This window comes from Micromonospora citrea, assembly GCF_900090315.1.
Lineage (GTDB): Bacteria > Actinomycetota > Actinomycetes > Mycobacteriales > Micromonosporaceae > Micromonospora > Micromonospora citrea.
This window is the reverse complement of the sequence record NZ_FMHZ01000002.1, coordinates 5907002-5929021: the sequence shown is the minus strand read 5'-3', so window position 1 is coordinate 5929021 and position 22020 is coordinate 5907002. Positions and strand designations below refer to the sequence as shown.

Annotated in this window: 19 protein-coding genes and 2 pseudogenes; 11 read left to right on the top strand and 10 right to left on the bottom strand. The window is 67.8% G+C overall.

The window, feature by feature from the left end:
* The first annotated feature begins 4 nt into the window (after positions 1-4).
* From GA0070606_RS27150 to GA0070606_RS27125, 6 genes and pseudogenes are all read left to right on the top strand, one after another.
* Positions 5-382: a nuclear transport factor 2 family protein gene (locus GA0070606_RS27150; protein ID WP_091105870.1), complete on the top strand. Its 378-nt coding sequence runs from the start codon at positions 5-7 to the stop codon at positions 380-382.
* Positions 379-705 (top strand): TIGR04076 family protein, encoded by a 327-nt coding sequence (locus GA0070606_RS27145; RefSeq protein WP_091105867.1) that lies wholly within the window; start codon positions 379-381, stop codon positions 703-705. Before GA0070606_RS27150 ends, GA0070606_RS27145 begins: the two co-directional genes overlap by 4 nt.
* Entirely contained in the window at positions 702-1712 is a 1011-nt protein-coding gene (locus GA0070606_RS27140) for an LLM class flavin-dependent oxidoreductase (RefSeq protein WP_176737435.1), read from the top strand. The genes GA0070606_RS27145 and GA0070606_RS27140 overlap by 4 nt, the downstream gene beginning before the upstream one ends.
* A gap of 893 nt (positions 1713-2605) precedes the next feature.
* The gene (locus GA0070606_RS27135) at positions 2606-3628 is read left to right on the top strand and encodes a YeiH family protein (protein ID WP_245724824.1); all 1023 of its coding nucleotides are present in this window, start codon (positions 2606-2608) and stop codon (positions 3626-3628) included.
* 43 nt (positions 3629-3671) lie between these two features.
* Positions 3672-4595 (top strand): LysR family transcriptional regulator, encoded by a 924-nt coding sequence (locus GA0070606_RS27130; protein ID WP_091105863.1) that lies wholly within the window; start codon positions 3672-3674, stop codon positions 4593-4595.
* A gap of 40 nt (positions 4596-4635) precedes the next feature.
* Positions 4636-5054: pseudogene (locus tag GA0070606_RS27125) on the top strand (helix-turn-helix domain-containing protein); the annotation flags it as partial.
* Between the two features lie 213 nt (positions 5055-5267).
* Here GA0070606_RS27125 and GA0070606_RS27115 read toward each other — a convergent pair.
* Positions 5268-6392 carry a hypothetical protein gene (locus tag GA0070606_RS27115; RefSeq protein ID WP_141721854.1) on the bottom strand — a complete coding sequence of 375 codons (1125 nt, stop codon included), beginning with the start codon at positions 6390-6392 and terminating at the stop codon, positions 5268-5270.
* Positions 6393-6453: 61 nt separating this feature from the next.
* On the opposite strand from GA0070606_RS27115, the gene GA0070606_RS32210 reads away from it, so the two are divergent.
* The 4 genes from GA0070606_RS32210 (at position 6454) to GA0070606_RS27100 (ending at position 8443) form a co-directional block, all read left to right on the top strand.
* The gene (locus GA0070606_RS32210) at positions 6454-6729 is read left to right on the top strand and encodes a hypothetical protein (RefSeq protein ID WP_141721852.1); all 276 of its coding nucleotides are present in this window, start codon (positions 6454-6456) and stop codon (positions 6727-6729) included.
* Positions 6730-6793: 64 nt separating this feature from the next.
* Positions 6794-7210 carry a hypothetical protein gene (locus GA0070606_RS27110; RefSeq protein ID WP_245724823.1) on the top strand — a complete coding sequence of 139 codons (417 nt, stop codon included), beginning with the start codon at positions 6794-6796 and terminating at the stop codon, positions 7208-7210.
* Between the two features lie 166 nt (positions 7211-7376).
* A complete protein-coding gene (locus GA0070606_RS33790) occupies positions 7377-7862 on the top strand; it encodes a winged helix-turn-helix domain-containing protein (RefSeq protein WP_342672176.1) in 486 nt (161 codons plus the stop codon).
* A complete protein-coding gene (locus GA0070606_RS27100) occupies positions 7826-8443 on the top strand; it encodes a transposase (protein WP_176737434.1) in 618 nt (205 codons plus the stop codon). The genes GA0070606_RS33790 and GA0070606_RS27100 overlap by 37 nt, the downstream gene beginning before the upstream one ends.
* Before the next feature lie 355 nt (positions 8444-8798).
* Here GA0070606_RS27100 and GA0070606_RS27095 read toward each other — a convergent pair whose 3' ends face one another.
* On the bottom strand, positions 8799-9620 hold the full coding sequence (locus GA0070606_RS27095) for an APH(3'') family aminoglycoside O-phosphotransferase (RefSeq protein WP_091105852.1): 822 nt from the start codon (positions 9618-9620) through the stop codon (positions 8799-8801).
* Positions 9621-10033: 413 nt separating this feature from the next.
* Between GA0070606_RS27095 and GA0070606_RS27090 the strand changes: the two are divergent.
* A pseudogene (locus GA0070606_RS27090) lies at positions 10034-10834 on the top strand (transposase).
* 86 nt (positions 10835-10920) lie between these two features.
* Here the strand turns inward: GA0070606_RS27090 and GA0070606_RS27085 are convergent.
* The 8 genes from GA0070606_RS27085 to GA0070606_RS27050 form a co-directional block, all read right to left on the bottom strand.
* Positions 10921-11355, bottom strand: a complete 435-nt coding sequence (locus GA0070606_RS27085) for a hypothetical protein (RefSeq protein WP_091105849.1) — start codon at positions 11353-11355, stop codon at positions 10921-10923.
* A 159-nt stretch (positions 11356-11514) separates the two neighbouring features.
* Positions 11515-12768 carry an NYN domain-containing protein gene (locus GA0070606_RS27080; protein ID WP_091105847.1) on the bottom strand — a complete coding sequence of 418 codons (1254 nt, stop codon included), beginning with the start codon at positions 12766-12768 and terminating at the stop codon, positions 11515-11517.
* Between the two features lie 312 nt (positions 12769-13080).
* On the bottom strand, positions 13081-14277 hold the full coding sequence (locus GA0070606_RS27075) for a relaxase/mobilization nuclease domain-containing protein (protein ID WP_141721851.1): 1197 nt from the start codon (positions 14275-14277) through the stop codon (positions 13081-13083).
* Positions 14270-14650: a hypothetical protein gene (locus tag GA0070606_RS27070; RefSeq protein ID WP_218106062.1), complete on the bottom strand. Its 381-nt coding sequence runs from the start codon at positions 14648-14650 to the stop codon at positions 14270-14272. The genes GA0070606_RS27075 and GA0070606_RS27070 overlap by 8 nt, the downstream gene beginning before the upstream one ends.
* Positions 14651-15418: 768 nt before the next feature.
* Complete coding sequence (locus GA0070606_RS27065; protein ID WP_091105842.1) at positions 15419-16618, bottom strand: Wadjet anti-phage system protein JetD domain-containing protein; 1200 nt, start codon at positions 16616-16618, stop codon at positions 15419-15421.
* A 2-nt stretch (positions 16619-16620) separates the two neighbouring features.
* Entirely contained in the window at positions 16621-19959 is a 3339-nt protein-coding gene (locus tag GA0070606_RS27060) for an ATP-binding protein (RefSeq protein WP_091105839.1), read from the bottom strand.
* Entirely contained in the window at positions 19956-20561 is a 606-nt protein-coding gene (locus GA0070606_RS27055) for a DUF4194 domain-containing protein (protein WP_091105836.1), read from the bottom strand. The genes GA0070606_RS27060 and GA0070606_RS27055 overlap by 4 nt, the downstream gene beginning before the upstream one ends.
* Positions 20536-22002 carry a DUF3375 domain-containing protein gene (locus GA0070606_RS27050; protein WP_091108230.1) on the bottom strand — a complete coding sequence of 489 codons (1467 nt, stop codon included), beginning with the start codon at positions 22000-22002 and terminating at the stop codon, positions 20536-20538. The genes GA0070606_RS27055 and GA0070606_RS27050 overlap by 26 nt, the downstream gene beginning before the upstream one ends.
* Positions 22003-22020: the final 18 nt, after the last annotated feature.

Below are 22020 nucleotides of genomic sequence, written 5' to 3'. Positions count from 1 at the left end.
CCCGATGACCGTTGACGATCTCACCGCCGCCATCACCGACATGTACCGGTCGTTGGGCGACCGGGCGGCGTTCGACGTCCGGCTGCACCCCGACCTGACGATCTGGGAGTCCGACGCACCCGACCTGCTCGACGGCCTGGCCGCCCTGGACGACCTGCGGTCCCGCCGGGCGGCGGCCCGGGGACCGGCCGCGCCCCCGATCTCGGTCGCCCCCGAGCAGTTCCGGGCCGAGGCGTGGGAGGACACGGGCCTGGTCCGCTACGTGCTGCGGGCCCGGTACGCGGCCGGGCAGCCGGACGACTGTTTCCGGGTGACGGACGTGCTGCGCCGCGACGAACAGGGCTGGCGGATCGTGCACCATCACGCTGAGGCCCTTCGATGAGCGCCGAGGAACCGGTCACCGACCTGTACGACCTGCGGGTCGTGGTGGAACGGATCGAGGGCCGCTCCGTCTGCGGCCTCCAGCCGGGCGACCACATCGACCTGACCGAGTCGAGCCGGCTCACCATCCCCACCGGCCGGCACTTCTGCCTCTACGCCCTCGCGGCGTGCCTACCGCTGCTGCCGGCCAAGCAACGTCCGTTGCCGCCGGAGGACTGGCTGGCCCGGGACTGCCACGTGGCCTGCCCGGATCCGGACGAGCGGGTCATCCTGCGGATCGAGCGGACCGCCCGGCGACAGATCCCGACTGGAGAACTCACGTGAGCACCGACGAAGGACGCCGGCTGGTCGGCATCGGACTCCAGTCCGACAAGAGCGCCGACGAGTACGCCGCGCTGGCCGAGCTCGCCGAAAGGCACGGCTTCGACGTGCTGTCGGTCTTCGGTGACCTGATGTACCAGCCGCCGTTCTTCCCGCTGCTGGTGGCCGCGCGGCACACCCGACGGATCCGGCTCGGGTCGGCCTGCCTCAACCCGTTCACCATGCACCCGGTGGAGATCGCCGGGCAGGTCGCGGCGCTGGACCTGGCGTCGAACGGGCGGGCCTACCTCGGGCTGGCCCGAGGCACCTGGCTGGATCAGATCGCGGTGCCGCAGGCCCGGCCGCTGCGGCGGATCACCGAAACCGTCGACGTGGTCCGGCTGCTGTTGTCCCGCGACGACGGGGGCTTCCAGGGCCGGGAGTTCACCGTGGCGCCCGGTACCGCCCTGCGCTACACCCCGGTCCGCGCCGACGTGCCCGTCCTGGTGGGGACGTGGGGTCAGCAGACCGCCCGGACGGCCGCCGCGTTCGCCTCGGAGATCAAGGTCGGCGGTTCGGCCAACCCGGCGATGGCCAAGACGATGCGGGCCTGGCTGGACGACGCCGCGCCCGCCGGTCGGGCCGGTGACCAGGTCGGCGTGGTGCTCGGCGCCGTGACCGTGGTGGACGAGGACGGCGCGCTGGCCCGTCGGGTGGCCCGTACGGAGGTGGCCATGTACCTCGCCGTGGTCGCCGCCCTCGACCCGAACGTCGACATCGATCCGGAGCTGCTGTCGCGGATCCAGCAGCACGTCGCCCGCCATGAACACGACCTCGCCGGCGCGCTGATCGGCGGGGACCTGCTCGACCTGTTCGCCTTCTCCGGCACCCCGGAACACGTCGCGGCGCAGGCCGCGGCGGTGTTCGATGCCGGGGCCACCCGGGTGGAGTTCGGCACCCCGCACGGTCTGAACCCGGCGGGCGGTGTCGACCTGCTCGGCCGCCGGGTGCTGCCGCTGCTGCGGGGGTGACGCCGTGGCGGGGGTGACGCCGTGGCGGGGGTGACGCCGTGGCGGGGGTGACGCCGTGGCGGGGGTGACGCCGTGGCGGGGGTGACGCCGTGGCGGGGGTGACGCCGTGGCGGGGGTGACGCCGTGGCGGGGGTGACGCCGTGGCGGGGGTGGGCATAACCGGCCCGCCCCCGCCACGGGCTTCTCCGTTCCCCCGCCAGCGAGATGGGACGGGACCGCGGTCGGTGGGCAACCGCAGACGGCCTCTTTCGTCACCTGGAACAACCCGCGCGGCTCTCGAAAACGGAACCACCGGACGACCGTAACGCCGTTACCGCTGGACGGGCCGGCAGCCGACGGCGATGTCGATCCAGCCGTTCCGAAGACTCTCAGTCGTCGTCCCCCTGATCATCTTCCTCCCCATCGTGCCGGTGGTGCGGCCGAGAGTTGCTCCGCAGTCCATCGTTCCTCACGTTGTCCCGCGTCGTGGTGGCCGGTTCGGCCGGCGTCTTGACCGGCGGCACTGTGTCGACGCCGCCCCGGCGACGCCGGAGACCTGCACGCCGCGGGTGCTGTCGCCGAGCGTGAACTCCACAGGCAGCGTGTTGCTCCCGGTGTAGCGGCCGGCCAGCGTCAGCTTCGTCGACGCGCCGGGGCCAGAGCCGCTACATGGGCTGGAACTCCTCGCCGCAGCCCGCCTGATCACCATTTACAACGACCAACAGGACACCGACAACCCAGAGCCGCCCCCGATCGCCACCCGACGTCAAACCGGATCCCGCGATGGCCGTCTCCTCACACCACTCGCGCGGACGTGACCCGTCGGCAAGCGAGGCAAGCCATAGGCGTTGGCTATGACGGAAGTCCGGGAATGCTCACTACCGGGAGGCGCAGCGTACGCGAAGCCTGAGAGGGTGATCGTTCTCGCTGACCTGCCCGGCCGTCGCCGCGCACCCAGAGCCGCCGGGCTCGGCGCGGCGGTGTCGCTGGGGCTTGCCGCGACGGTAGCCGGCACGTTGGTCCCCGTGGTCGGCGCGCCCGTCTTCGCCGTTGTGGCCGGGGTCCTGCTGAGCCCGCTTGCGCGGCGCCGGTCCGAGGCGATGGCGCCGGGGCTGCACCTGGCCAGGGGCTCGCTGCTTCAGGTGTCAGTCGTGTTGCTCGGCGCTCAGTTGTCGCTCGCCGAGGTGCTGTCGGTGAGCGCGGGATCGTTGCCGGTGATGCTGGGCACGCTCGGGCCGTGCCTGCTGTTGGCCTGGTTGGCGGGCCGGGTGCTCGGCGTTCCCCGCGATCTGCGCACCCTGATCGGTGTCGGCACCGGCATCTGCGGCGCCTCCGCCATCGCGGCGACGACCCCGGTGATCCGGGCGAAGAGCAACGACGTGGCGTACGCGATCTCGACGATCTTCCTCTTCAACGTGGCCGCCGTGCTGATCTTTCCGCCGCTCGGGCACGCGCTGGGGATGAGCGCGCACGCGTTCGGTCTCTTCGCGGGCACCGCCGTCAACGACACGAGCTCGGTGGTCGCCGCGGCGAGCGCGTACCACCAGGACGCCACGGAATACGCGGTGGTCGTCAAGCTCGCCCGTACCCTGATGATCATCCCGATCGTCCTGGTCCTCGCGATCCTGAACCACCGCCGCGAGGTCCGGCCGGAGACGTCGAGGGTCCGGCTCGCGGTCTCTCTCGTGCCCTGGTTTCTGGTCGCGTTCCTCGTCGTGGCCGCGCTGAACACGGGTGGGCTCATCCCCGCCGCCGTCCAGGCCGCCGTGCACCAGGTGGCGCTGCTGCTCATCGCGATCGCCCTCGCCGCCGTCGGTCTCTCCACCGACGTGGTCGCCCTGCGGCGCACCGGTGCCCGGCCGCTGCTGCTTGGCCTGATGCTCTGGGTCGCGGTCAGCTCGACCAGCCTGGCGTCGCAACATCTGCTGACCCGCTGACGAGAGGGCGGTACGGCGAGCTGCCTGTGACAGACTGCGCGGGATGCCACTGCCTCCCTGGATAAGCGACCTGCCGGCGCTCGACCTGCTGCTGTCCGTCGCCGAGACGGGGAGCGTCGGACGCGCGGCGCGGGCCCACGGGATCACCCAGCCAAGCGCCAGTGCTCGGCTTGCCAGGCTGGAGCGCCGGCTCGGCGTACCGCTGCTGGTGCGTACGCGGCGCGGCAGCCTTCTCACGCCCGCTGGTGAGACGGTCGTCGCCTGGTCGCGTACCGTCATCGACGCCGCGCAGAACCTGGCCGACGGAGTTCTGACGCTGCGCGCCGACCGGCAGGCGCGACTGCGTATCTCGGCGAGCCTCACCGTCGCCGAGTACCTGCTGCCCACCTGGCTGCTGACGCTGCGCCGCATCCATCCCGAACTGGGCATCTCGGCCGACGTCGCGAACAGCCACGGCGTCGTCGAGGCCGTCCGCTCGGGCGCGGTGGACGTGGGGTTCGTCGAGTCACCCGACATTCCGCCCGACCTGGGCGCCCGCCTCGTGGGCGACGACCGGCTCGCCCTGGTCGTCGCCGCCGACTACCCGCTCGCCGCGCACGCCTGGCGCGCGTTGCGGCCGACCGACCTCGCCGATCAGCCCCTGTTGCTGCGCGAGCCCGGCTCCGGCACCCGCGACACGTTCCTGAACGCGGTCGAGTGCGCCTTCGGCTTCGCACCGTCGCTGCCGCATGCCATCAGCCTCGGCTCGACCACCACGATCCTCTCCACGGTCCGTGCCGGGGGTGGCATCGGTGTGGTCAGCTCGCGTGCGGCCGCGCCCGCCGTGGCAGCGGGAGAACTGGTCGAGCTCCGCGTCGAGGGCCTCCCGCTGACACGCCCGCTGCACGCCCTGTGGCTGGGTCGTAGCCCGACCGCCCTCGCGACGGAACTGCTGGCGATCGCCGCCGCTCCTGCCACCCGGCGATAGCGGGTTCGGCCAGTTTCCCAGCGGGAAGGCTTGCGCGGACATGCGAGAGGTGAACTTGGCGGGCTTCGCCGCCGAGGGCGCCGTCGTGGTGGACGTCGGAGGCCGCAGGCTGCAGCAGATCGTGCGGCGTGGCAAGCACGAATCGATCCGGGTCCGCCGAGCGTTGATCGTCGTGGCGTCGGCGTCGGGTACCCCGGTGCCGGCGATCGCCCGCCTGGTCGCTGTGCACAAGGACACCGTCCGGGATGTGATCCACCGGTTCAACGAGATCGGACTACGCGCTCTGGACCCTCAGGGGGCGGGAGGCCTCCCCGCCTGATCACCGATGATGACCGGCAGTTCATCGTCGCGACGGCCACGACCCGACCGAGGACGCTGGGTCGTCCCTTCACGCATTGGAGCGTGCGCAAGCTCGCCGACTACCCGGCCACCAACCGGGCCCGGGCAAAGTTGTCAGGTGACGCCGAGGAGTGCCAGTGGGCGGGTGCTGTCGCGGGCGTGGTGGCGGGTGCCGGCGGCGATGCTGGTGATTCCGGCGGTGCGCAGCGCGCCGCGGCGGTGGAGATCGTCAGGATCTTGAGAGTGCGGATCTCGCGGCGACCGTGACGGCGGTCGGTGTCGCGGGTGGCGTTCTGGCGCTACCAGGCGTGCCTGCACCTCGCGCTTACCTGGTCAAGCCATACCCGAGATCGCTTCAACGAAGGGAACATCTCCCTCTTGCTTGGGAGTGAAGCGTCGCGCGGACGCGAAAGTGGCCCGCGCGAAGGCGAGGTACGCAAGCGGTTCGGATTCGAAATTCGGATTGGACCGGAAGCTCTCCGCAGCATCCTGGCCCGCTTCGATCGGATCCTTCAAGAACGGCACGAATTTCAACAGTTTGAGAATTGAGGATCGGGATACGGACTTCAATGGAAGCTCGCGCAGGTACGCTTCCGCTTCTGCAATTCGATCCTCCAGTTCATCCCTTATGCGGTCCAGCAGGCGGAACCGGAGAACTTCATCTTCAACAGTGAGCGCTTCGTCGATCTTCGACTCCAGGTGCCGACGAAGGTTTGGCAGAAGGTCGCCATGCCTTCTGCGGAAGGCGACAATCTGGTTAACATCGAGTGGGGTGGTCGGCACCGGCAGTAGTTCGCTCAGCAACTCCGTTCGGATCTCTGCTGCGGCAACCTCGCCTCGAACCCGGAGATTCATTTTCCGACTTTCACCGCACGCCGCTTTGGGTTCAAGCCCGGAGAGCATAACTTGGACAGCTTCGACCAAGTCAGTCGTCGGCACCCAGGTCCCCGTCGGCATTGCGCCCCTCCCGGAGCCCTCGCCAGCGGCGCTGGCCCTTTGACAGAGTGCCAATGTGAGCGCAGCCATGAACTCGTTGGCCGTCAACTGCTCGAGCGCTACCCACTCATCGCCGCGATGCATGAAATGGTCGCCGCCCAGGGCTAGACCCATTTGCCGAACCTCGCGCAGCCCTGAAGCGTACATGAGCCACTTGTCTCGGTGAACGAAGACGACTTGGCCATTACGAAGGCGCCGTCGGCGTTCATCAATTTCCTCCGCGCCCAGCCGATCTAGATAGCGCGCGAAGTTATCTCCGAGGGATCTGCCCGCCCATTCAGGGCGAAACTGGTCGACTAAGCCCTCGCGAACGAGCTCGAGGGTGAACCGGCCGAGCCTGTCAGGATCATGCCAGTACGACCGCGGAACGATGGTGCCGACACGATCCCAGTACAGCAGAGTTCGAGTCCACCAAGCGGTCGGTGGAACGTTGATGAACGGAAAATACAGGGCGGCCTGCATCCGGGCACCCTAGCAGGAGACCCGAAGGTCCACAATGCTCGCGTCACGTACAAGGTAGAACATGCTGGACCACGGCAGGCAAGAGGCGGGCGCCGCGCCCACACCCGTCGAATTGATGTCGTTCGTTTCCTCAGACCGCGGCGGCGATGCGGCGACCCGGATTTTCCGTACCGGTGTGAACGGTAAGGCCGAGACCGACGGAACGGCTACAGATCTTGAAAGGTTAGGTTCAGCTGAGTTGAAAGGCCAGGCCGGTGTCGGTCGGGTGGTTGTCGAGTGGGCCGGGCTGAATGCTCAAGACACCCGTCGAGGCGTCCGTTTTGTCGCGCCTGCTTGACCCTCGACCTGGTTGAGCCTCGAAGATCGTCGGGCCAGCCAGTCGGCGATCAGTGGGAGTGATGATGGATATTGGTAATCAGGTGCTGCAGCTGTGCCAGGACGGGATGCGGGCAGAGGCGGAGGGGCGGCCGGCTGACGCGCAGGCGTTGTTCGAACAGGCCTGGGCGCGGCGTACGGACGACTACGAGGCGTGCGTCGCGGCGCACTATCTGGCCCGGCAGCAGGACGACCCCGAGGAGATCCTGCGGTGGAATCAGGAGGCGCTGCGGCATGCCGACGCCGTCGGCGATGACAGGGTCGCCGCCTTCTACCCCTCGCTGCATGTGGGTGTGGCGATGGCCAACGAGCGGCTGGGCAACACGGCCGCCGCGCACGCCGCCTTCGAGCAGGCGGCCGCGCATGTCGATGTCTTGCCGGCAGGTGCATATGGTGAGCAACTGCGCGCGGCCATTACCGAGGGTCTTCGCAGATCCAGCTGACTCTGGGCCTTCTCCCAGCCTGCGCGCCAGCCGGCGCTCCACCGACTGCGGGAGGCGGAAGGACGACCGCCCACCACAGATCTTTACGGGGGCGAGTTCGTCCACTGTGGCTCGGCGTGTCGGCGTGATCTTCGCCGGTGATCGTTGTAGGCCGGGGTGATGAGGTATGCCGATGGAGGTGGGTTGTCCGCGCGGGGGCGGGCCAAGCGTGAGGCGGTGCGGCGGCAGGCGGCGGGGTGGTTCGCTGCGACGGGTGTCGGTGCCGGAGGTCGCGGCCAGGCTGCGGGTGTCGCAGACTGCGGTGTACGGGTGGCGCAAGCGGTGGCGGGACGGTGGCGAAGACGCCCTCGCGTCGAAAGGGCCTGGTGGATCTCGCTGCCGGCTGGATGAGGCTCGGCTGCGGCGGCTGGCCGACGCGTTGGACGAGGGGCCGGCGGCGCACGGCTTCGGTGATGATCAGCGGTGGACCCTGGCTCGGGTGTCGGACCTGATCGCGCGGATGTTCCGTACCCGCTACACGCTGCGCGGCACGTCGTACCTGCTGCACCGCATCGGCTGGTCGGTGCAGGTCCCGTCGCATCGGCCCGTCGAACGCGACGAGGCCGCGGTCGCGACGTGGCGGCGGGAGGTGTGGCCGGCGGGAAAACGGTAGCGGCGCAGCGGCAGGCGTGGATCTGCTTCGAGGACGAGGCCGGTCAGACGCTGCGCCCACCGAAGGCCCGCACCTGGGGCCGACGCGGCCACACTCCACAGATCCCGGTGTCGGGCAAGGGATCCGGGCGAGTCTCGATCGCCGGCCTGGCCTGCTACAAACCCGGCCAGCGTCCCCGGCTGATCTACCGCACCATCACCCACCGTGGCCGCAAGAACGAACGACGCAGCTTCGGCGAACGCGACTACATCAGCCTGCTCGACGCCGCCCACCAGCAACTCGGCGGGCCGATCGTGCTCGTCTGGGACAACCTCAACACCCACATCAGCGCCGCCATGCGGCAGATGATCGCCGCCCGAGACTGGCTGAACGTGATCCGCCTGCCCGCCTACGCCCCCGACCTCAACCCCACCGAGCAGGTCTGGTCCCACCTCAAACGCAGCATCGGAAACCTCGCCGTCCACGGCGTCGACCACCTCCTGACGATCATCCGCAACCGACTCAAGCGCATCCAATACCGCCCTGACCTACTCGACGGCTTCCTGACCCACACCGGCCTGACCCTCGACGACTCAACCTGACCATTCAATATCTGTAATGGCGATGAGTTCCTCCGGCGAGGCGAGCCACAAGATCGATCTGCCAGAATCAGCAGGACGCTCCTGGGATTGGGACGATGCACGAGACCACGACGTTCCAGTTCTTTCACCGCTGCGGTACGTATTGCCTTTGACGTCGCGCCCGCCCAGGCGAAATTCCTCCATCATCCACGGACAGAGCGGCTCGCGACAGACCCGGCGTCCATCCTCGACCGTGGCGTGCTCCTGAATGCGCTGGTAGACGGCCCCCGCGCACCCGGACGAGATCACGCTGAGGGCGGTTCCGTTCGGATCAGCCGGTCGGGCGTCTGGCCCGCCCGGTGATCCCTACGGCCGCTCAGCCCCAGGTGAGCGGGTCGAGATGGAGGTAGAAGCGCAGGCGGTCGTGGTCGAGGGCAATGCCATAGCTTTCGGCGAACGCCGCGTCCGCGGCCCGCGCCCGCTCCTCGTCCAACCATGTCTCTCGCGCGTTGGCGAGCAGCAGCGCCAGGTCGGCGTAGCGGTCGGCCAGCCCGAGGCGACCCAGGTCGATGAAGCCCGCCACGTCCAGCGTTTGCGGGTCCAAGATGATGTTGGGCAGGCATAGGTCCCCGTGGCAGACGACCGTGTCGGCGACCTCCTGCTCCCGTCGCCGCGGAATCTGCCGGGTGAGGCGGGCTAGCAGCTCGGTGCCGGGCGTCTGCTGCTGCTCGACGGGGAGGAAGTCCGGGTTGACGGCGTCACGGGCGACCACGTCGCGCGCCACGGCGACCATCGTGTCCAGGTCCCGGCGGAATGGACACTGTGATACGGGCACCTCGTGCAGGTGGCGGACCGCGTCCCCGATGCGTTTCCAAGCGGCCCGCAGGTCTTCAGCGGGCACCTGATCGGCAGGTACGCCGGGTACGGCACTCGTTACCAGGCACGCGCCCGCGTCACCTAGATGCCAGTCGAGCACCCGAGCGCCCGGCACGCCCTGACCGCTCGCCCAGACGATCCGGTCGCGCTCGGCCTTCAGGTCGGCTACGTCCGCAGCGGGTACGCACTTGGCGTACCGGGTGGCGTCCGCGCTACGAAAGACTGCTGCTCCCGACTCGCCTGCTGCTACAGGCAACCAGTCACCGCCACACAGGCCGAGTAGCGCCGGCGATCCGGCGTGAGGGTCGGGGTGATCGCTCATACGACCACTCTAGCGAGCCCGGCGCACCGGGCTCATGGCAGCGCGATCCCCGCCTCTGCCTCGTATCCGGTGTGCGGCAGGGCGCGATCCCGACGAAACGGCATCCTTGGCCGGCCGACTCCGCGCTGTCACCACCGCTGGTCGCCCTTCTCGGCAGACGCCGCCGCTCACGACGATCCACCTCCTGTTCCCACGACACCCCGGCTGCCACCGAACCAAGAACCGGATGTCCGGATGTCCCGAGATCCGGCCATCGCACCTGATCACCGCTTCGAACGAAGCGTGGATCAGCGCTGACCCCGCTACACCGGGCGACGGGTATGGAACAAGCAACGCACCGACGAGGGGTCTGCTGCACCGATAGATGACATCTGAGATGGCTTGCCCTGCGGGCGGGCTGGAAGGATGTCGCTGTGCCCAAGCCCTATCCCCGAGAGTTCCGCGATGACGTCGTGCGGGTGGCCCGTGACCGCGAGCCAGGCGTGACGGTCGAGCAGATCGCGAAGGACTTCGGGGTGCACCCGATGACGTTGTTCAAGTGGCTGCGCCAGGCCGACGTCGACGCCGGCTCGGCCCGCGGGGCGGCCGGCAGCGAGTCGGCGGAGCTGCGGGAGGCGCGTAAGCGCATCAGGTTGTTGGAGCAGGAGAACGAGGTCCTGCGGCGGGCTGCTGCCTACTTGTCGCAGGCGCATCTGCCGGGAAAAGGTTCTACCCGCTCGTGAGCGAGCTGGCCGCCGACGGGATCCCCGTGGCGGTGACGTGCCGGGTACTGAACATCGCTCGTCAGCCCTACTACCGGTGGCGTGCCCACCGTGTCACCGACGCCGAACTGGCTGAGGCGTATCGGACGGACACTTTTTTCGACGCCCATCGCGACGACCCGGAGTTCGGGTACCGGTTCCTGGCCGACGAGGCCCGCGCTGCCGGCCAGCCGATGGTCGAGCGCACCGCTTGGAGAATCTGCTCTGGCATGGGCTGGTGGAGCGCGTTCAGCAAGCGCAAGCGTCGGGGCAAGGGCGGCACGGCCGGTCGGCCTGCTGCAGAACAACGTCCTCGACCGCCGAACCTGGACGACCCGGCAGCAGCTGAGGACCGCGATCGTGACCTGGGTCGAACGGACCTACCACCGCCGCCGACGCCAACGATCCCTGTCCCGGTTGACCCCTATCGAGTACGAGACCATCATGACCCCACCGGCCAGTCAGGCCGCGTGACTACGACTGTCACCTATCGGTGCAGCAGACCGTTAGTGAGATCAGGTGACGCGCTTGCTTCCACCAACAGGCGAGCACTGGAGGCGCTACGCCCACGGTGGGATGTACCGGCTCACGTACTCGCGAGCACGAGGAAGCGGGTCGCGCCAATACTGGTTCGGCATACGGGAGTGGTGCTCCTCGCAGAACTCAGCGAGACTGACCGTGATCTTGACCCGCTCCAGCGGGCGGCCTTCGAACTCTGTGTTGACCGCCAGCAACTGCGGCTCGGGATGCCAGCCTGAGTGGTCGAACGCCCAGCCGTCCCAGACCGCATAGACGTGGAAGACCTGCCGCTCGCCAGCGAAGCGCACCGCCGCCATCTCAATCGACCGGTCCGCGTAGAACTCTCGGCATACCCAGGCGAGGACATGACACGCCCCGGCAGCGAAGAAAGCCTGGTCTGTCCGCTCCCATGCGACGCGCTGGTCCGATCGCTCGATCTGCGTCCGACGAAACGTTCCCGCTGCTTCTGCTGTCATGACAGGGACGTTAGTCACTGGCCCGACGCAGTCACTCATGCCGCTGACCGCGCGTCACGGGTCGCAGCCGCCGTCCAAGGGTGGCGGCGCGCGGTCGTGCCGAGGACAGCGCACCGGGATCTGGTCGGAGTTCATGAGTGGCTGCGGGCTGAGCGTGGTTCAGTGCTCGTCCTGGATCCACGCGCGCACCGCGGCCCGCTCCGCCTCCGTCAACTCCATCCGAGCGTTGACCGTCAGCCGCAGCACGTTACCGGCGAACTCCGAGGCGAGGCTCGCCGCGTCGTGTCGTGCTTCCCGCCAGTCGACCCCGCTGTACTTCAGGCCGATGAGCACGAAGTGGATCGCGCTCCTGGTGACCGTGTGTCCCCGCCGGCCGCACGCCTCACGGATCACCTCCTCCGCCTGCGCCTGTGGCAAGGCGGGATTGGCGCGACCCTCGTCGGCGATCGACCGGAACAGGGCCCGATAGGCATCTGTGCCAATCAAGGGTGCTCCGACGACCCGGCTCACCCGTTCGGCGATCTCCGGCGCGCTCGCGGGCTGGACCAGCTCATGCCTGGCCGGGTCGAACAGCCATCCGGGGTGGCGCGGCTCCAGCACCAGCGTGTCGCTCTGGATCGCCGCGACGAACTGCTTGAACCCGCCCGCCCCGGCCCAGTCCGTCGTCGCCTCCCGTCCCACGGCCTTGCGGACGTAGTGCGCTGCGGAGGCGAGGTCGACCGGCGCCGTCGACTGCGCCACAAGCTCCCGCACCGCCGCCTCGAGGCGGTTCCGCACGCTGTCACTGTCGCGGTCGGACGGCGCAGCAGCAGTCGCGCGTGGCTGCGGCACGGGGGTACGAACCTGGTCCACCCCGGCCTGCGACGGACTCAGGCCCAAGGCCTCCTCGATGAACATGATGTCCGGAATCGCGAAGTCGCACACCGACTGCAGCGCGGCAGCGGTCGGCCCGCTCACCAGCATCGCCGACGTCCTGTCGTGCTCCCGCAGCCGCATGAACACCGGGGTGAAGTCCGCGTCGGTCGACAGGACGACGAAATCGTCGAACCGGGTCGGGTGGGTCAGGGTATCGAGGATGTCGAGCACCATGTGGATGTCGGCACTGTTCTTGCCCATGCTCGTCAGCGACGGGCAGTCCACGACCCGGAACCCGGCCCGAGTGAAGTATGAACGGAACCTGCCAGAATGGCTCGGCTCCAGATAACAGATCCGACGTAGCAGCACCCGCGGGACTTCGTCGTCGTCGACCCGGAACGGGCCGAGATCCTGCTCCATCCACCGCACCCACCGGCCCGGGTCCGTGGCGAACGCCGCAGCCGCGTCGGGACTCGAGTTGCGCAAACCGATGTACACGTTCTCGAAGTCGACGAACAGCGCCGCACGGCGATACGAAGCAGGCTGGGCTTCGGCCATCACGCTACCTCCGGGGATGTGGGCTGTTCGACCATAGACGGCCGAGGACGTGCCCGCCGTCGACCGTTCGACCCCCAGCTCCGTGCCGCCTCGGCGGCCTTGCGCTGGATGCCCACCGCAGCAAAGCGGGCGACGGCCTCGCTGAGGGTAGAGACAACGCCGAAGAACTGCATCGCCTTCTGTCTGGCCTCGTCGACCGGATCATCGTGCCGTGGTTGCATCATTCTGACTCCTCCCGTTACCAGGGCCGCGGTGTGCGGCGGGCACTGTCCACTGTCGGGCCGGGCGTTGCCGCCACCGTGAGCGGTGCCGTTACCGACCGCTGCCAGCCGGTGGCGAGAGTCCGGAGTTGCCGGGCCGCGTCCCGGGCTGCCTGTGCCTGGTGCAGTCGCTGCTGAGCGGTGCGGAGGTACTCAAGCGCGTCGGCAAGCCGGGCCAGTCGAGCACCAGCGCCATCGCGGCGACCGAGTCCTCGTCTGCGGCGATGCGACCTATGAGCGCTACCAGCCGCGACATCGCCCTCAGTTCGTACGAGCGGGACGTCGTGCGCGCGGTCCGTGCGTACATGTCGCGTGCGGCGCGGTCGAACACCTCCGCCGCCCGGTGCAACGGCCCACGCAGGCTGCCTTCCCTCGCGTACGCCAGGCTGGTGAGCACGTCGGCTGCAGCGGTAGCGGCGGCCTGAGCGGCCGCGGGATCCTCGCGGGCGCTGCGGCGGATCTCTTCAGCCGCGACCTGGGTGACGCCGACGGCGTCGCGTAGGGCTTGGGCGCGGGCCGCGACCCGACCTCCCGACGGTAGGCCGACGGCCGGCGGCGGGTCGCCCCACCGGCGGCGCAGCTTCGGCAGGGTCAGGTCGAGGGCGAGGCGCCCACCGGAGAACCACACGGGTCGACCGTCACCAGTGCCCGCGCCAGGCAGGGCGACGGCGTAGCCGGTGATCTCATCGGCGATGACGGTGCTGCGACGCACTCTGATCAGCACCCCTGCCTCCGCCAGCCGGTCGAAAAACTCCAGCTCGGCGCCAGCGGCGGCGACGGCGGTGCGGACCCGCCGTCGCAACTCGTCGCGCGGGGTGTCGCTCCAACCCTTGCGGCGGGCCTTGCCGACCTCCACCGGGTGTGGCCTCCGGTGGGCGGTGCGGTCGGCCGGGGGCACCTGCCTGCGCAGGCCGTAGCGGCGGGCGACGTTGTAGGTGGCCTTCACACACTTGCGGTAGTCGTTGCAAGCCCAGTTCGTGCGGCCGTCTTCGCGCACAAGTGTGGCGACGACGTGGATGTGGTCGTCGTTGTGCCGCACCACCACCCATCGCAGGCCCGGGTCGTCCGCTTCCGTGGCGAGTCCCGCTTCGGTGAGCATCTCCCGGGCCATGCGCCCCCAGGTGCCGTCGGTGAGCACCCGCTCGCGGTCCTCCGGCGCCAAGCGCATCGAGCAGTGCCACACCGGCTTTGCCGACGGTCTGTTCCCGGCTCGTACCGGCTCCGCCCGGCCCACCGTGGTGTCACTCATGCCTGACCACCGCCCAGCAGGTCTGCATGAACCGCCACGACCATCGCGTCCAAGGCGGCAGGAGGGTGCACCACGAGCAGGCCTTCAGCAGGGCTGGCGGCCAGCAGCACCCGTCCCCGGCGGTCAGCCCACACCAGTGCCGGACAGCCGCCGGCAGGTGGAGGTGGCCCTGGCCGGTGACGGTGAAGACGCCCTGCCGGTCCAGCCGGACGACGATGACTCCCGAGCCCTCACGGATGTGCAGCCGCGTGCCCGGCCCCCATCCAAGGGCCCGGATGACCGTACGGTCGGCGATCCGGCCACTGGGGTCGATGGCAGCCAGGCCGTACACCATCGTGCCGGCGCGCGGCGACGCCAGGACCGGCAGTGGCAAGGGAGGACGGCGAGGAACTCCACCTCGCGGGCGAGGAGAAGCCTGCTCTCGGTCAGCCAGCACCACGGGCGGAATGACCGGAGCCACAGAACGCTCAGCCAGGACAACCGCCCCCGCTCAAGACAGGCTCGATCGAGGGTGTCGCTGAGATCAGATTTGCGTGATCAAGCGTGCTTGACCACCAGTACGCGAAACACAGCATGGATGCTGCAATTTGGTGTCCGAGGGGGGAATCTGAACTCTCCTATGTAGCATCCGTTACACAAACGGGTGCTCATGCGGTAAGCCTAGCACCTCACGGTGCGTAAACACTACACGCGCGAGCCGTCTGTGAGCATCAATTAATTACCGAAGGAAGCCGATTCAATGCGCCTGAAGAGACAACAGCAACGTAGTCAGTCGAGGCAGGAAGAATTGGGCCGCCGCCAGGCAGAGTCAGTGCTGGAGTTCACGCGGTAGCAACAGGGACGGCGCGGTGGTGAGGCCATGACGGAGGGGCTATGGAGCCTTGGGCTCGGCCAGTGGCTCGGCCTGTCGTGGTGCCGCCGGTCGGGCGACACCCTGGGTGGTGAGCAGGATCAGAAGCGCGCCGAAGCCTGGGGCGCCAGGGCGGGCCCAACAAGGCTCCGCCGGTGAACGGGTGGCCCTCAGGGTTACTGATTTACTGCCGCCGGCAGTAGCGAGCGGCGGAAGCGCCCCCAGCCAAGATCGAACTCTTTTTCGGCTACCCGGGCAGGAGGCTCCCGAGGCCCGGGAACTGTCCGGACATCAATCGGCCGAAGCCTTGAGGGCATCGCTTATCGCTGAGTATCGGATGTGTTCCTGCTCTAGCCGGAGGGACGGGGCGAATGTGCCATTGACGAGGTCGTCAACAAGTGCACGCTCTTGTTCCGTAAGCTGCGGAAGTGATCGGCGGGTGGGCGTCGGTTCGCGACCCCAGTGTGCGCGGTGGGTGAGCAGGGTTTCGCGGTCCATGAGAATTGAGCGTGTGTGTGAGAAGGCGGCGCGCAGCCGATCGAGGATGGCGAATCCGTGTGTGTCGATGTCGCCCCAGTAGATGAGGTTGCGGTCGCGGAGCCATGTCAGGGGCTCAAGTTTCGCGACGGCGTAGCCGCTGCCGAGGATGACGGCAGCGTCGTGGACGGGCGGGAAGGCGAGGAAGGTGGTTTCGTTCTCGACGACATAGACGGTCGCCACAGGCGGGGGTGTGGCCGCCAGTTCGCTCGCGCGGACGGTGAGGTCGCTGTACGGCACGGGGCGGTGGTGGTTGTCGAGGAAGCGGATTCGAACGAGCAGAGGCTTGGGCCGTAGTCCGTAGCGTTCAGCGAAGGCTGACGGCGGGTGAGCGACGTTGACTCGATCAGCGGGGAGGTGTCGGTCGAGTAGCTCGGCGAGGATGCTGCGGCGGGTCTCGACGAACTTGGTGTCGACGTCGTGGACGTCGATCTGTCGCAGGTAGGTGGCGGGATCGGCGTGATGGTCGATCCACGCGACCGTGTCGAGCAGGCGAATCCAGTCCTGTTCGTGGGTGAGGAGCTTCATCGGGCGCTCGGCGGCCCACGCGGCTATCGGAGGTGAGACGGCGCGGGTTACGTCGAGGAGGGTTTGATAGCGGTCGACCTGGGCCTGGACGCCGAGCGTTCGCCAGAGGGCGTCGGGCGTGTCTATCCATGCCTTGTTCGGGAGTTGGTTGGTGCCGATGAGCCGTCCGCCTACGCTGCGGTACTCGACACGCAGGGATCGGCCGTCGACTTCGCGCCAGCGGGTGGCCCACTGTTGGACATCCCCGAAGTTGTCGGCGGTGTCGGCGGCGGTCGGTCCTTTCAACGGCACGGCGACCGGTGTTGGGGATGTGCCGTGGGCAACGTCGCGCAGGAAGTCGCCGCGTTCCCAGCGCCGTCGCAAGACGGCGATGACGTCCTCGACGGTGGCCCATGAGGCTCGTTGGCTGCTGCGGCTGCGCGGCATGGTTATGCCTCCGGGTCGGCGCCGGTGTGGGCCTGTCGCCGGCGGTGGTATTCGTCGATGGTCAGGGTCTGCAGCCGGGAGAAGTTGTCGGTGGGGTTGTCGACGAAGCCGACTGCGGATACGTATGGCTCGATGACGTGGATCTTCTGCAGGGGTGTGACGATCAGCAGTTGCAGGCCGAGACGCTGGAACAGGGCAAGCGCGAAGCGGGTGGAGTCGTCGGAGCCACGGCCGAAGGCTTCGTCGATGACGACGAACCGGAATGTGCTGGTGTTCTCGGCGTCGAGACGAAACTGGTAGGCCAGGGACGCGGCCAGGATGGTGTAGGCGAGCTTCTCTTTCTGCCCTCCGGACTTGCCGCCGGAGTCAGCGTAGGTTTCGTATTCGGTGTCGTCGTCTCGCCAGCGCTCGGTGGCTGTAAAGGTGAACCAGTTGCGGACGTCGGTGACGCGTCTGGTCCAGGCGCGGTCGGTCTCTGTCTGGCCTTCCCGGCCGCGGAAGCGCTCGATGAGGGCTTTGACCTGGAGGAATTTACGTTCCGAGTATTGCTCGGAGTCATCGTGGCCGAGGGCGTCGTCCGTGCAGGCGCGCAGCTCGGTTCGGAACTCGCGGACCTCGACGTTCGGGCTCGGGTTGCCGTCGAGCCGGATGTAGCGGCCTGGGTTGTAGTCGATCCCGACGAGGGATTCGTTGATCGTGGCGATGCGGTTCTTGATGAGGGCGGCCTGTTGACGCAGTTGGGAGTGGAAGGTGGCGATGTCCCGGATGGCGTTGGTGTTGAGGTAGGTCTTGAACTCGGCTTCGAAGCGAGGTAGGTCATCGTGGACGAGGCGCTGGTGCATGGTGCGGTACTCGGCGGCGGCCGCGAGCGAGGCGTCCATCTCCGCGGTGTCCAGGGGGTAGGTGCTGCGGAAGGCCGTCATCAGGCCGACCGCCTTGTTGCTCTCCTGGTTCTGCTTCTTCATGACGTCGTCCCGCTGGCGCGCGAGTGTCGTCATGAGTGATTCGCGGAGGCGGTCCCAGCCCTCGGGCGTGACCGGTTGGACCGGGATGAGCGTCATGAGCTGCGGGAAGTGGGCACTTGCCGCTTCATGGCGTGGGTCGTCGAGAAGCTCGTCGGCCTCTTGGCGGCGAGACTCGGCAGCTTTCAACGCGTTCTCGGTGAGGACGATCTTGTTGCTGTGCTCGTCACGACGGCGTCTCGCGCCCTGCAGCAGTTGCGTGAGGCGGTCCAGTTCGGCGGTGAGTTCGGCGATACCTTGGGTGCCGGACTCGATGCGACGTTTCTCGTCCTGCAGGCGTTCTATCGTGTGGGTGGCTGCTTCCCAGTCGAGGTCGGCGAAGTCCTGGTAGACGGTGATCTTGTGGAGCTCGCCCAGCCGCTGGCTCCGGGCTTTGATCTTGCTGGCGAGCTCGCTCTCGGTCTTGCGGGCGGCGTCTAGGAGGCGGTCGATTCGTTGGCCCTGTTCGACGAGGGCGTGGATCTTCGACTCGTTGGACCAGCCCAGGACGTATTGGCTGCGGTCGTCGATGCGTCTGCGGTCGTCTTTTTCGTGGCGTCCAGAAGGGTCCTTAAGCTGGCCGGTCCGGGTGATCGCCTTGGGAGCGCGACGGAAGTCGACCATGGTGGTGACGCATTGGTGTGCCGCGCGGTGGCGAAGTTCCCGTTGCAGCCACGGGGTGAGCGGTGAGTCTTTGAGGTCGAGGGTGTCAAACAGTTGGAGGCCGGCGTTGAGCGGCGGCGTCTCGACCGTCTTAGGCACGGTGGCTGGTACCCGGTAGTAGACGAGTCGGCCGTCCAGATGGTGTTCGTCGACCCAGTCGGCGACTGCCCGGTAGTGCTCATCGGGGACGAGCAGCGACAGCGCGAAGCCTCGCAGGACGCGTTCGGCGGCGCCTTCCCACTCGACGTGTTCGGCGCGGACTTGGACGAGTTCGCCGACGAAGGGTAGTTCGGTTTCGGGTAGGTCGAGGCCAGCGCAGAGACGTTGCCGCAGGGCGAGGTTGTGGCGTGGGATGTTGCTCGGTCGGCCGCTAAGGCTGCGCAGCTCGGCGTTGATCTCGGCTGCGTCCTTTTCCAGGTCACGGACGTGGACGCCTGCGTCGGTGGCGGCGGTGTGAAGGTCGGCGATCGCGCTGTCATATCGCTGGATTTCCTCGGCGACTGCCATCTGGCGGGTCGCGAAGGTGGCGGCGTCGGCGACGCGGGCGAGTCCGACTGCGTCGAGCAGTGCGTTCAGGCCCGTCATGCGGTCCCTGCGCAGGTCGCGGGTTACGGAGACGTCTTTGATCTGTCGCTCGAGTTCCCTGATGCGTCCGCCGCCGAGGCCCTCTCGTGCGAGGTCGGCGCGGCGGTGTTCTTCTTCCAAGGCCCCGATCTCCCCGTCCACCTGGTCGAGCAGTGTCCGGTTTGTGGTGAGCTGGTCGGTCAACTTCGTGATCTGTGCGTCGAGGAGGTCGGCGCTGCGGCGAGCGACGAGGTGCGGCAGGGCGGCGCGTTGCGCGTCGAGGGTTTGCAGCGTCTGGCCGTGCTGGTCGTGTGCGTCGCAGGCCGCGAGAATCGGGGTGAGCCCGGCGATCTGTTCTCGGGCGCGCAGGACCGCGTCATGAGCGCGGTTGAGGTCGTCAAAGTGGTCGATGAGCTGGCGGATCACCGATGCGGCGTCGAAGGGTTCGAGCATGTGGCTGCGGACGAAGTCGTTGAGGTTGCCGACTGCCTTCATCGATACGGTCTGGTGGAACAGGTCCATTGCCTGCTCGGAGGCGATGCCGAGTCTCCGGCGGAAGTCTTGGCCGTACTCAGGGAAGTGATCGGCGATCTTGGCTCCGCGTTGGCGTAGCCGTCGACGTAGTTGGGAGATCTCCGTGCCGAAGTCGAGGAAGTCTTCGCTGATCGACAGGGAGGTACCGGCGGTGACGTAGAAGCGCTCGGGTTGGCCGGTGTTGGCATCGTTCAGCCAGAACACTTGGGCGAGGGTCACTGTCGTTCCTTGCGTCTCGTCAGCGAAGACGCCGAGGATCACCGAAAAGCAACTGCCGCTGCGCAATCCGACCGGCTTGGAGGTGCCGGTGGCGTCATTGCTCTCGGACTTGTAGTAGCCGAGAACGTAGGAGCGCAGCGACCGCTCGCGGGTCTCCGCTCCGGCCGCCTTGTTGTAAGAGATCTTGTTGGCTGGTAGCAGCAGCGTCGTTACTGCGTCGACAAGGGTGGACTTGCCAGAGCCGATGTCGCCGGTGAGGAGGCTGTCGGCTCCGTCGAGGTGGAAGGTCCAGACCCGCTGATCAAAGGTGCCCCAGTTGCGGACTTCCAACCGGTGCAGGCGGTAGCCGTGGCGGGTCATGCAGCATCTTCCTCATCTTCGGTGAGTTCGGCGGCGTACTCCGCAAGGCGGGAGTCGAAGTCCGCCAGCCACTGGGCATCGACGAACGCCTTTAGGATGCGGCGCACCTCGAAGCTGGGCTCCTTGTCCTTCGTCCGGCGCAGGAATCCCAGCTCGACGACCTTCGTCAGGTGAGCGTCGATCTGGTCGACCAGACGGGCGTCGTTGGCGCCAGGGGGCATGAATACCGTCAGCAATTCGATGATCTGGTGGCGGGTCAGCACGAGCCGGGGATCCACACCACTGGTGTCGGCTTCGGCCAGCTTGCGGCGCAGTAGGGCGAGCAACAGGCTGACGTGGAACGACAGGGACCGACGCGGCACCAGCCGCGGCACAGGCGGGAGATCGGGATCCTCGGGCCGGGATTTCAGATAGGCGTATCCCTCAGACTCGTCGATGACGACGACCAGCCCGAGCACAGCGACGTAATCACGGACTTGGGGCTGCAGCGCCGCCAAATGCTGCCAGGCCGTCGCATGGCTGTCTCGGTAGACCACACCCTTCATGAGCTGCGTTACCGCCACGGAAAGCGACGGCTCACTCCGTGTGTCCGGCGCGTTCATTCGCTCTCCCCTCCCCCGCCCGGACGAACGTCACCGACGGAGCGGTGACCGTACGGCGGTTGCCCTCGGAATCGGTCCAGGTAATCGGCTCGCGGCGTGACTCGTCGAAGACCACCTCGAAGGAGGTGTCATTCAGGGACAGGTAGCCCACCAGCTCGGCGAGCCCTTCAGTCGGTGGGTGAGCGCCGATGATGTCCCGCAGCGACGCCTGCGATGCTCCGCGAAGCACGTCGCGCACTGCCGCCACCAGACGCGCGGGGTCGACATACACCTGCTGGAACAGCGCCGACATGTCTACGTCGACTGCGGGGGCGGTGGTGCTGGTGCTGTTGACGGCGTGCCGAGCACGGGGTTGGTACAGCGGCCGCTCCATTGGCAGCACGACCTCGACCCGAGTGTCGTCCAGTGACGTCCTCACCCTCGACGTGTCCACATCTCGTAGAGCGAGTGCGCGTGCCTCAATGCTGCGGAGAACGTCCATGACCCGGCGGTTCTCCAGCCACGCCTGATCGTCAAGGAACCGACGAAGCTGCTCCGACAACAGTCGCACGGTGGCCTGTGTCCGGCCGGCTGCCTCCAGCCAGTCGTACTGCACACGGTTCATGCGTGGGTCTACATGGCCGATGGCGTCGAGGGCCTGCACCCGTTCCAGCAGATCGGTGAACTCCTCCTGACGGCGTAGCGAGAGCAGGAAATCGTAGAACGCGTCGAAGCTGCGACCCTGATCGGACCCGGAGATCGCCTGCCGACTACCGACGATCTCATCGAGCAGTTCGCCCTTGGATCCCTGCCACGCCGCGATCCGCTCACGCACCCGCCGATCGAGGGCCCGAAAGTTGGCCTCCACCTCCCGCAGATCCCCGAGCAGGCTCCGCGCCGTCGCCACGAACTGCTGATAACGGTCCCGCTGAGCGGCGTCATCAAGCACGGTGAAGTCACCGGCGCGAACCCGAGCTATCTCCGCGTCGACCTCCGCGCGGCGTCGCTGCAGGACCTCAACGCGTGCGTCAGGGTCAGTCTCCGCGCCGAAGGCCATCTGCCGTAGCAGGTCCACGGCGATGTTGAGGCGGGACTCTGTTCCCACGAACTCGCGTGCCTGCAGGCTGCGTACCCATGCCAGCGCGCGTTCCACCGCCGGGGTTGCGTCGAAGTGAACCTCGTCGGAGTCCGGCGGGTAGTACCGGCGTAGCCAGCCCGCATCTACCCAGTCACCAAGGTAGGCACGGGCGCTCTTCGGGAACGTCCCCTCGCCGTACTGGTCATTCAGTGCGAACAGCATCTCGTCGAGACGCTCAGCGAGCCGATCCCCCGAGATCGACCTGACGTTGTCATCAACGAACACCTGGCCAAGGAACCGCAGCACCAGCGGTGCATGGTCGGCACGGAGCAGCCGCCATGCAGGGTCCTGACGGCGCAACCAATCGATCTCGTCGTACTCCACGGGCATCTTCCCTCGCGT

Coding starts and splice junctions, on each gene's coding strand:
- GA0070606_RS27110 (WP_245724823.1), top strand. CDS start 6,794: ATGGATATTGGTAATCAGGTGCTGCAGCTGTGCCAGGACGGGATGCGG.
- GA0070606_RS27150 (WP_091105870.1), top strand. CDS start 5: ATGACCGTTGACGATCTCACCGCCGCCATCACCGACATGTACCGGTCG.
- GA0070606_RS27060 (WP_091105839.1), bottom strand. CDS start 19,959: ATGACCCGCCACGGCTACCGCCTGCACCGGTTGGAAGTCCGCAACTGG.
- GA0070606_RS27065 (WP_091105842.1), bottom strand. CDS start 16,618: ATGCCGCGCAGCCGCAGCAGCCAACGAGCCTCATGGGCCACCGTCGAG.
- GA0070606_RS27095 (WP_091105852.1), bottom strand. CDS start 9,620: ATGAGCGATCACCCCGACCCTCACGCCGGATCGCCGGCGCTACTCGGC.
- GA0070606_RS27055 (WP_091105836.1), bottom strand. CDS start 20,561: ATGAACGCGCCGGACACACGGAGTGAGCCGTCGCTTTCCGTGGCGGTA.
- GA0070606_RS27075 (WP_141721851.1), bottom strand. CDS start 14,277: ATGAGTGACACCACGGTGGGCCGGGCGGAGCCGGTACGAGCCGGGAAC.
- GA0070606_RS27085 (WP_091105849.1), bottom strand. CDS start 11,355: ATGACAGCAGAAGCAGCGGGAACGTTTCGTCGGACGCAGATCGAGCGA.
- GA0070606_RS27145 (WP_091105867.1), top strand. CDS start 379: ATGAGCGCCGAGGAACCGGTCACCGACCTGTACGACCTGCGGGTCGTG.
- GA0070606_RS27115 (WP_141721854.1), bottom strand. CDS start 6,392: ATGCAGGCCGCCCTGTATTTTCCGTTCATCAACGTTCCACCGACCGCT.
- GA0070606_RS27130 (WP_091105863.1), top strand. CDS start 3,672: ATGCCACTGCCTCCCTGGATAAGCGACCTGCCGGCGCTCGACCTGCTG.
- GA0070606_RS27080 (WP_091105847.1), bottom strand. CDS start 12,768: ATGGCCGAAGCCCAGCCTGCTTCGTATCGCCGTGCGGCGCTGTTCGTC.
- GA0070606_RS33790 (WP_342672176.1), top strand. CDS start 7,377: ATGCCGATGGAGGTGGGTTGTCCGCGCGGGGGCGGGCCAAGCGTGAGG.
- GA0070606_RS32210 (WP_141721852.1), top strand. CDS start 6,454: ATGCTGGACCACGGCAGGCAAGAGGCGGGCGCCGCGCCCACACCCGTC.